Origin of the sequence: Treponema sp. (genome assembly GCF_051883275.1) — a bacterium.
In the GTDB taxonomy this organism is placed as follows: domain Bacteria; phylum Spirochaetota; class Spirochaetia; order Treponematales; family Treponemataceae; genus Treponema_D.
Window position 1 is genome coordinate 1 of record NZ_JBJETK010000071.1, and the last position, 2,100, is coordinate 2,100.

A 2,100-nucleotide genomic window follows, 5' to 3' on the forward strand; every position below is an offset into this window, starting at 1 on the left:
CACTTTAAACGGTCGTTTTTGGTGACGGGAAATGTGTGTTACAAAAAGGCTGGCGGCATTGCAAAAAATCTACACAGTGCTGAATTTTTTTAATATCTTTAAAATATGATTTATGGTTACATTCGGGTAAGTACAGACAGGCAGACTGTGGAAAACCAGCGCTTTGAAATCCTGGAATTTGCAAAACGGAATTCGCTTGTTCTTGACAGCTGGATTGAAGAAACTGTGAGCGGAACAATAAGGCCGGAAAATCGCGCGCTTGGAAAACTTCTTGACTCAATTCAAAAAGATGACCTGATTATTTGTTCGGAACTCTCCCGGCTTGGTCGCAGTCTTTTTATGATAATGTCAATTCTAAACAAACTGATGGAAAAAGGTGCACGCGTCTGGACAATCAAGGACGGTTATCGGCTTGGAGACGACATTCAGTCAAAAGTGCTTGCCTTTGCATTCGCTCTTTCGGCTGAAATTGAGCGAAATCTTATAAGCCAGCGTACAAAAGAAGCTCTTGAACGAAAAAAAGCCGAAGGTCAGAAACTCGGACGACCCAAAGGGAGTACAAGCGATGCTTCAAAACTAGATGGTGCAGAAATCGGAGCCACCATTATGCTTATGCAGGGAATTTCCATAAATCAGATGGCAAAACTGTACGGCGTTCACAGGAATACAGTCAAAAAGTTCATTGCGGCAAAACAGCTTGGTTCTCAGGAAAATATCGAGCGGATGCTGAAATTAATAGGGTAAAAACTGACGGATATGTTCTTTACATTTCGATGTATCGAAAAAACATTTACTATTTGCTTGAAATTTTCGATATATCGAAATATACTGTCTCTAATGAATATAATTCGCTCTGTATATTTTGAAAAAATTAGGCCTTTCATCAATACTCCGGTTGTAAAAGTTGTTACTGGAATACGCCGCTGTGGAAAATCCGTTATGCTTTCTCAAATCAGAGATTTTCTTATTCAACAGGGAATACAGGAAAGTCAGATTTTGTCTTTGAATTTTGAATCTTTTACTGATGAACGTGTAAAATCATTTGAATCTGTAACCAAGTGCGTAAAAAAATGTTCAGAAAATTCTGGCAATAAAAAATTGTATCTTTTCTTTGATGAAATTCAGGAACTTCCCGACTGGGAAAAGCTCATTAACTCGTATCTTGTTGATTTTAATTCTGACATTTACATAACCGGTTCAAACGCAAAACTTCTTTCAGGGGAACTTGCAACATATCTTGCCGGACGATACGTGGAAATCAAAATGTTTCCTTTTTCGTTTTCAGAAAGTTTTGAAGCTCTGAAAACAGCAAATCCGGAAATTTCACAAGATGATGCGTTTTTGTTCTATATTAAAGCCGGTGGTTATCCGTTTTTGTATAATTTTAATCTTTCTGAAATCCAGCAGAAACAGTATCTGGATGATATCTTCAATTCAATCATTTTAAAAGACATCACGAATCGTTACAAAATCAGGGATATTTCACTTTTAAAATCGCTTATCACTTTTTTTGTATCGAATGTGGGGAATACATTTTCTTCTTCTAGCCTTATAAAATACTTGAAAAATGAACGCCGTTCCGTTTCTACGGAAACAGTTTACAATTATCTTGAATATTGCCGCGAAGCCTGTCTTCTTCACCTTGTCCAGCGTGAAAATATTGCCGGTAAAGCACTGCTTATAACGCAGGAAAAAATCTATATTGCAGATCATGGAATTCGGCAGGCGCTGTTTTTGAACAATCAGAAAGACATAAATCAAGTTCTTGAAAACATAGTGTACATTGAGCTTCTGCGGCGCGGCTATACGGTAACAGTCGGCAAAACAGAAAATAAGGAAATTGATTTTTGTGCAAGAATAGACAGCCGAATGGAATATTATCAGGTGTCATATCTTCTTGCCACAGAAGAAACTGTCAATCGGGAATTCGGTGCATTAAAGTCACTAAAAGACAACTACCCGAAATTCGTACTTTCTATGGATAAACTTGATTTTTCCCAAGGCGGAATCATCCACAAAAATATAATTGACTGGCTTTTGGAAATTGATGCTACACTAAAAGTGGACACTAACAGGTAGAAAAGTGTTGAAAAAAAGAAG

General features: G+C 37.4%; 2 protein-coding genes. Both read left to right on the top strand.

The annotated features are described in order from the left end of the window. Positions 1–105: 105 nt before the first annotated feature. The gene (locus ACI4L0_RS10895) at positions 106–744 is read left to right on the top strand and encodes a master DNA invertase Mpi family serine-type recombinase (protein ID WP_439800197.1); all 639 of its coding nucleotides are present in this window, start codon (positions 106–108) and stop codon (positions 742–744) included. Positions 745–837: 93 nt separating this feature from the next. Further along, complete coding sequence (locus ACI4L0_RS10900; RefSeq protein ID WP_439800198.1) at positions 838–2,079, top strand: ATP-binding protein; 1,242 nt, start codon at positions 838–840, stop codon at positions 2,077–2,079. Positions 2,080–2,100: the final 21 nt, after the last annotated feature.

Bases quoted from the DNA above. Each gene is read 5' to 3' on its own strand.
- ACI4L0_RS10895 (WP_439800197.1), top strand. From the start codon at position 106: ATGATTTATGGTTACATTCGGGTAAGTACAGACAGGCAGACTGTGGAA.
- ACI4L0_RS10900 (WP_439800198.1), top strand. From the start codon at position 838: ATGAATATAATTCGCTCTGTATATTTTGAAAAAATTAGGCCTTTCATC.